The following is a 6,245-nucleotide window of genomic DNA, read 5'->3' as shown; positions in this document are numbered from 1 at the left end:
GCGTATCGCTCGCTGTTCCGCTCATATTCCTTATCGACGTTGAACTGGAACGCCGCGCCGGAGCCGAACGCGTCCACCATCACCGAGTGGTCGATGACGAGATCGACCGGGGCGAGCGGATTGATCTTGTGGGGATCGCCGCCAAGCGCGGTGACCGCGTCGCGCATGGCCGCGAGATCGACCACGGCGGGCACGCCGGTGAAGTCCTGCATCAGCACGCGTGCTGGGCGAAAGGCGATCTCCTTGTCGCTTTTCTTCTCCTTGAGCCAATCGGCGATGGCGCGGATATCGTCGGATGTGACGCTGCGGCCATCTTCATGGCGCAGCAGGTTCTCCAGCAGCACCTTGAGCGAGAAGGGCAAGCGGCCAATGCCGTCGAGCCCCGACTTCTCAGCCTCCTTCAGATCGAAATAATCGTAGTCGCGTTTGCCGACTTTGAGCGTGCGCCGGCACTTGAAGCTGTCGAGCGAGGTCGAAACCGCCGATGTCAATGAAATCTCCTTCGCAGCCCGAAACGGGCAGGTCCCAGCAAATCGAGCATGTAAAGACGCAGCCAATTATCCGCGAGAAGCGGTCATCCTTCCCGCGCCAGGCGTTCTTGGCTTTTGGATGCGGTGCTCTCGGCCCACTATAAAAGCCCTTGCGGCAACGAGACAATGACGCGAAGAGACGCGTCTGAGCCCGTTGTCCCGCCCCACCTGCCTGAACTTTGCGCAAAAAAGCCCCATGCAACCCCCCTTCTCCGTCAGCTTCGAGGCCCGCGACATCGCCTGTGAGCGGGGCGGACGGACGCTGTTCGAGGGCTTGAGCTTTGCGCTCGGCCCCGGCCAGGCGCTTCTGGTGAGCGGACCGAACGGCACCGGCAAGACGAGCCTGTTGCGCCAAATTGCCGGGCTCCTGCCGCTCGCGGCGGGACGATTTTCCGCCGCCGGCACCGAAGCGGCCACGCCTGTTGCCGAGCTTTGCCACTATGTCGGCCACCTGAACGCGGCCAAGAACGCCCTGAGCGTCCGGGAGAACCTCGCCTTTTGGGCCGATTTCCTGGGCGACGGCGATCTGGACGGCGCGCTCGGCGCTTTTGGCCTTGCCCCGCTTGCCGATATCTCGGCCGGGCTGCTGTCGGCCGGTCAGAAGAGAAAGCTCGCCTTGTCGCGCCTGTTCGCGGCCCCGCGCCCCATCTGGCTGCTGGACGAGCCGTCCGTCTCGCTCGATACGGCCTCGGTCTCAAAGCTCGACGCGGCGATCCGCGATCACCTGCAACAGGACGGCATCGTGATCGTCTCGACCCACGTGCCGCTCAAGACAAAGTTCGCCCAAGAGCTCGCCCTTGGACGGGAGCATGCCGCGTGAGTGCGGCCCTCGCCCTCCTTATCCGCGACGTAAAGCTCGCCTGGCGCGAAGGCGGCGCGATCGGTGTAGCGCTCGGTTTCTATTTGGTGGTCGTCGTCATCACCCCGTTCGGGCTCGGACCCGATCTCAACCTCCTGGCCCGGGTCGCACCCGGCATGTTGTGGGTGGCGCTCCTGCTCGCGACCTTGCTCTCGGCGGACCGTATTTTTCACAACGACTATGAGGACGGCACGCTCGACGTGCTCGCCACCGGCCCGTTGCCACTGCCGCTGGTCGCAGCGATCAAGTCCCTCGCCCACTGGCTCACCACCGGCGTGCCGCTGGCCTTGTTGGCGCCGGTGCTGGGGCTGTTGCTCAACCTGCCGCTCGACGCCATGCCGCTGCTGGTGCTTGCCATGCTCGCCGGCACCCCCGCCGTGAGCTTCATCGCCGCGATCGGCGCGAGTCTGTCCCTGGGCGTGCGGCGCAGCGGCCTCCTACTGGGGCTCCTGGTGCTGCCGCTCTACGTGCCCGTGCTGATCTTCGGCGTCTCGACCGTCTCGGCGGCCATTGTCGGGCCCGGTTCGCCCTGGCCGCCCTTCCTCATGCTCACAGCACTGAGCCTCGCCAGCATCGTGCTCGCGCCCCTTGCCGCGGCAGCCGCGCTGCGCACGGCGCTGCGATAGGCCTCATTTGCGCTTCACAGCCAAAGCCACTAGATCAGCCCCCATGATTAGCCTCGCCAACCCCACGCGCTTTCTGAGCCTCGTCGGCGCCGTCGCGCCCTGGCTCACGGCAGTGGCGATCATCCTGCTCGGAACCGGGCTGTATCTCTCATTTTTTGTGGCGCCCCCCGACTATCAGCAGGGCGAGACGGTGCGCATCATGTTCATTCATGTGCCCGCCGCCTGGCTCGCCCTGTTCGGTTATACGGTGATCGCCGTCGCTGCGCTCGGCACGCTGATCTGGCGGCATCCGCTGGCCGACGTCGCCGCCAAGACCGCGGCCCCCATCGGCGCCACCTTCACTTTCATCGCACTCGTTACCGGCTCGCTGTGGGGCAAGCCCATGTGGGGCACCTACTGGGTGTGGGACGCGCGGCTCACCTCCATGCTCGTGCTGTTCCTGCTCTATCTCGGACTGATCGCCCTGTGGCAGGCCATTGAGGAGCCGGGACGAGCAGGACGCGCCGCAGCAATCTTGGCGCTGGTCGGCGCCGTCAATGTGCCGATCATCAAGTTCTCCGTGGACTGGTGGAACACCCTGCACCAGCCGGCCAGCGTGTTCCGCGCCGGCGGGCCGACCATCGATCCTTCGCTGCTCACGCCCCTCCTCGTCATGGCGGCGGCGTTCACGGCGCTGTTCGTGCTGCTGCATCTCATCGCCATGCGCGCCGAGATCTTGCGCCGCCGCGTGCGCGCCCTGCAGCAAACGCAAGTCGCGCGCGCCGCGATGGCCGAGGCTTAAGAGCATCGCATGCTGGACCTCGGCCCTCACGCAAGCTTCATCCTCGCCGCCTATGGCGTGACCGCCGTCGCCATCGCGGGGCTGGTGCTGATCACGGTCGGCGACGATCTCAAGCAGCGGTATTTGCTCGCCGCGCTCGAGCGGCAAGGCATCAAGCGGCGCTCGGCCGCAAAGCCTACGGCAAAGACCGCGACGCCAACGACGACGCACTCAAGCGCCAAGAAGCCGGCGGCCAAAAGCAAGACGACGCGGCCCCGCAAGCGGAAGACGCCGTCATGAGCGGGCCGGCGACACAAGAGGCACCGAGACGCCGCTGGGGTGTGATCCTGCCCTTCGCCATCTTCGCCGGACTTGCCGGGCTCTTCTGGTTCTCACTGCAGACCGGCGATCCTTCGAAACTTCCGTCGGCGCTGATCGGCAAGCCCGTGCCGGAATTCGCCCTGCCGCCGCTCGAAGGGCTGAAAAGCGACGGCGGCGAGGAGGTGAAGGGCTTTGCCGCGTCCGATCTCGCGACCGGCAAACCGACGATTGTCAACGTGTTCGCCTCGTGGTGCGTGCCCTGCCTGGAGGAGCATCCCATGCTCATGGCGCTGGCCGGGGAGCCCGGCATCCGCATCTACGCCATCAACTATAAGGACGATCCCGCCTCGGCGCGGCGCTTTCTCGGCCGCTACGGCAATCCGTTCTCGCGGGTGGGCACCGACAACTCAGGCCGCACCGCCATCGACTTCGGCGTCTATGGCGTACCGGAGACCTACGTGATCTCTGGCGACGGCAAGATTGCTTATCGCCATGTGGGCCCTCTCACCGAAGAGGCCGTCACCACGAAGATCCTGCCGTTGATGCGGCCGGAGCCCGGAAAGCCGTCCGGCTAATCTTCGGTGGCTTCGACAATCAGATTGAGGGATTCGAGAAAGTCCTGCCGCTTGGCCGGCGGCAGGCTGGCGAGCAGCCGGGTGTCGGCGGCGGCGGCGGCCGGCTGAGCGTCGCGCAAGGCCTTGGCGCCTTGTCCGCTCAGTTTGATGGCGTAGGCCCGGGCATCGTCCTTGGCCCGGCGGCGCTGGATCAGCCCACGGCTGAGGAGCCGGGCTACGATATCCGCAAGGGTCGAGCGATCGATGCCTGTCCGTTCCACCAGATCGGTCTGAGTCAGCCCTTCTTGCTGAGAAACCGCGGTGAGCACCGCGAACTGCCTCGGCGTCAAGCCGCCGCCCTGCACCTCATCGGCATAGATATCCGCCGCGCGTTGCCCCGCGCGATGCAACAGGTGGGTCGCCGAGCGATTTAAGGAATTGCCAGCCTTTGCGATCATTTGAGCGCCGCCAATGTTGAGCCGCTCCAGCCCGTTGAGCGCGCTGCGAGGCTCCTTTTACAACTCGTGAGCGCGATCAGCAAACGTCCGGTTGCAAAGGAATTTGCCGGCGCGCGGGATTCGAAGCACCATCATGGGCGCCTCGTCCCGCATATCGGAGGCGCCAGCGCTGCCTACAAGTGGAACATAACATGTAGACTGTTGGTAACCTTAAACAATTCGCCTTTAGTCAGGAGATTTGTCTTCCGCCAGCCCATAGCGTTGCATCAGGGGGACTTGAGCCATGGCGAATAAGAACGTGATCGGCAAGAATCCGAAGGCTTTGAAGCTCACCCACGTATCGGTTGAATAGTTTCGCCACACATACTCGTTGAGCACGGCCATGGCGATGAAGAACACCGCCCAGCGCAGCGTCAGCTTGCGCCAGCCTTCGTCGGTGAGATTGAAGACCGGACCGAACAGAAGCGCCAGCACCGGCTTGCGCGCGAAGAGCCCGGCGAGCAGCAGGATTGCGAACATCGCATAGACGATGGTCGGCTTGAGCTTGATGAAAGTGTCGTCCTGGAGGTAGAGCGTCAGCCCGCCGAAGGCGAGCACGATGACGGCGCTGACCAGCGGCATCACCGGGACCTTGTGATAGAGCCACCACGCCAGGCTGAGCGACAGCACCGTCGCCGCCATGAAGGCGCCCGTCCCGGCGAAGATACCGTAGGCGGCGTTTACCCCGAAGAACACGAGCAGCGGCCCGAGCTCGATGAGAAGCTTCGCGGCGACGGACTGCTCGGAGTCCTTTTCCGGCTTGGTGTTGGCTTCAGGCTGCGACGTCATTCTCGCGTCCGGCTCCGGCAATGGCACGGGCGAAATCGTGCGCGTCGAACGGCTCGAAGTCCTCGATGCCCTCGCCGACGCCGACCGCGTTGATGGGAAGGCCGAAGCGTTCGGCGATAGCAACGAGAATGCCGCCCCGCGCCGTGCCGTCGAGCTTGGTCACAACGAGATTGGTGACGCCGGCGATCTCCTGGAACGTCTGCACCTGGCTGATGGCGTTCTGCCCCGTGGTGGCGTCGAGCACCAGCATCACGGAGTGCGGCGCGTTCGCGTCGAGCTTCTTCAGAACGCGCACGATCTTGGCGAGCTCGCCCATGAGGTCGCCCTTGTTCTGCAAGCGCCCGGCGGTGTCGATGAGGAGTACGTCGGCGCCTTCTGCTTTCGCGCGCTCGAGCGCCTCGTAGGCCACACCGGCGGGATCTGCGCCGACATCCTTGGCGACCACGGCCGCGCCCGCGCGCGCGCCCCAAACTTTGAGCTGATCGATGGCGGCGGCCCGAAACGTGTCGGCGGCGGCCAGCATCACGGTCTTGCCGTCGCGCGCGAACTGATGCCCGAGTTTGCCGATGGTCGTCGTCTTGCCCGTACCGTTCACGCCGACCACCAAGATGACATGCGGCTTGGCGTTCTCGTCGAGCGCGAAGGGTTCGGCGACCGGCGCAAGCACCCGCGCCACCTCCTCGGCCAGCACCGCACGAACATCGTCTTCCGTCAGGCCTGTTTCGTAGCGGCCCCCGGCGATCGCGCCGCGGATCCGCTCGGCCATAGCCACGCCGAGATCGGCTCTGATCAGCGCCTCTTCCAGCTCATCGAGGGTCTCTGCGTCGAGCTTCCGCTTGGTCAGCACGCCGGCGAGGTTCTCGGTGAGGGAGTTCGAGGTCCGGGACAGCCCGGCCGTGAGTTGCGCAAACCAGCTCCGCTGTTTCTGCGCGGCTGAAGCTTGGGATTTCCCCTTGTCGGGGTCCGGCGCCGTGGGCCCGGCCTCTTCCTCGGGTTGCTCGTCGGACTCCCGCTCGTGTTCCTTGTTCGGCTCGGGTGCCTCAGGGGGCGGCGCCGGAGGCGCGGGCTTCGCAGGCTCCGGTCTGGAATCGTCTTCTTCTTTCTTCTTCGGCGCGGGCGACATCGGGCCCGCCTCTTCCTCCGGCTCGTCCGCATCAGCGGCGGTGGCTCGTCTGAGGCGGTCGAAGAACGATCCTCTCTTGCTTTCCGTCATCGCCCGACCTCCGCCAGCAGCGCGGCGCCGTCATTGCCCGAGACCACCACATCGACCAGCGCGCCGGCCGCTGCCGCACACGGATCAAGCCTGACC

General features: G+C 65.5%; 9 protein-coding genes. 5 read left to right on the top strand and 4 right to left on the bottom strand.

Annotated features, from left to right (window positions below):
• Nucleotides 1-491, bottom strand: a 491-nt coding sequence (locus tag ACSLE4_RS09995; RefSeq protein WP_435904311.1) for an aconitase family protein, incomplete at its 3' end; no start/stop codon positions are given.
• A gap of 235 nt (nt 492-726) precedes the next feature.
• Here ACSLE4_RS09995 and ccmA point away from each other — a divergent pair.
• From ccmA to ACSLE4_RS09970, 5 genes are read left to right on the top strand one after another with little or no spacing between them, the layout of a single operon-like run.
• On the top strand, nt 727-1,350 hold the full coding sequence (ccmA, locus tag ACSLE4_RS09990) for a heme ABC exporter ATP-binding protein CcmA (protein ID WP_435904310.1): 624 nt from the start codon (nt 727-729) through the stop codon (nt 1,348-1,350).
• Entirely contained in the window at nt 1,347-2,015 is a 669-nt protein-coding gene (ccmB, locus tag ACSLE4_RS09985; RefSeq protein ID WP_435904309.1) for a heme exporter protein CcmB, read from the top strand. Before ccmA ends, ccmB begins: the two co-directional genes overlap by 4 nt.
• 43 nt (nt 2,016-2,058) lie before the next feature.
• Nucleotides 2,059-2,796: a heme ABC transporter permease gene (locus ACSLE4_RS09980; protein WP_435904308.1), complete on the top strand. Its 738-nt coding sequence runs from the start codon at nt 2,059-2,061 to the stop codon at nt 2,794-2,796.
• A gap of 9 nt (nt 2,797-2,805) precedes the next feature.
• Complete coding sequence (gene ccmD, locus ACSLE4_RS09975) at nt 2,806-3,075, top strand: heme exporter protein CcmD (protein WP_435904307.1); 270 nt, start codon at nt 2,806-2,808, stop codon at nt 3,073-3,075.
• Nucleotides 3,072-3,671: a DsbE family thiol:disulfide interchange protein gene (locus tag ACSLE4_RS09970; RefSeq protein ID WP_435904306.1), complete on the top strand. Its 600-nt coding sequence runs from the start codon at nt 3,072-3,074 to the stop codon at nt 3,669-3,671. Before ccmD ends, ACSLE4_RS09970 begins: the two co-directional genes overlap by 4 nt.
• On the opposite strand, the gene ACSLE4_RS09965 is transcribed toward ACSLE4_RS09970, so the two are convergent.
• The 3 genes from ACSLE4_RS09965 to ftsY all read right to left on the bottom strand — a co-directional run bounded on the left by ACSLE4_RS09965 (nt 3,668) and on the right by ftsY (nt 6,149).
• Nucleotides 3,668-4,108 carry a MarR family winged helix-turn-helix transcriptional regulator gene (locus ACSLE4_RS09965; protein ID WP_435904305.1) on the bottom strand — a complete coding sequence of 147 codons (441 nt, stop codon included), beginning with the start codon at nt 4,106-4,108 and terminating at the stop codon, nt 3,668-3,670. The two genes, ACSLE4_RS09970 and ACSLE4_RS09965, sit on opposite strands and share 4 nt — an antisense overlap.
• 225 nt (nt 4,109-4,333) lie before the next feature.
• A complete protein-coding gene (locus ACSLE4_RS09960) occupies nt 4,334-4,936 on the bottom strand; it encodes a septation protein A (protein ID WP_435904304.1) in 603 nt (200 codons plus the stop codon).
• The gene (ftsY, locus tag ACSLE4_RS09955) at nt 4,920-6,149 is read right to left on the bottom strand and encodes a signal recognition particle-docking protein FtsY (protein WP_435904303.1); all 1,230 of its coding nucleotides are present in this window, start codon (nt 6,147-6,149) and stop codon (nt 4,920-4,922) included. Before ftsY ends, ACSLE4_RS09960 begins: the two co-directional genes overlap by 17 nt.
• Nucleotides 6,150-6,245: the final 96 nt, after the last annotated feature.

The organism is Methyloceanibacter sp. (assembly GCF_051306395.1).
GTDB lineage: Bacteria > Pseudomonadota > Alphaproteobacteria > Rhizobiales > Methyloligellaceae > Methyloceanibacter.
Note: the sequence above shows the minus strand (reverse complement) of the source record. Positions and strands in the feature narration are given on the sequence as shown.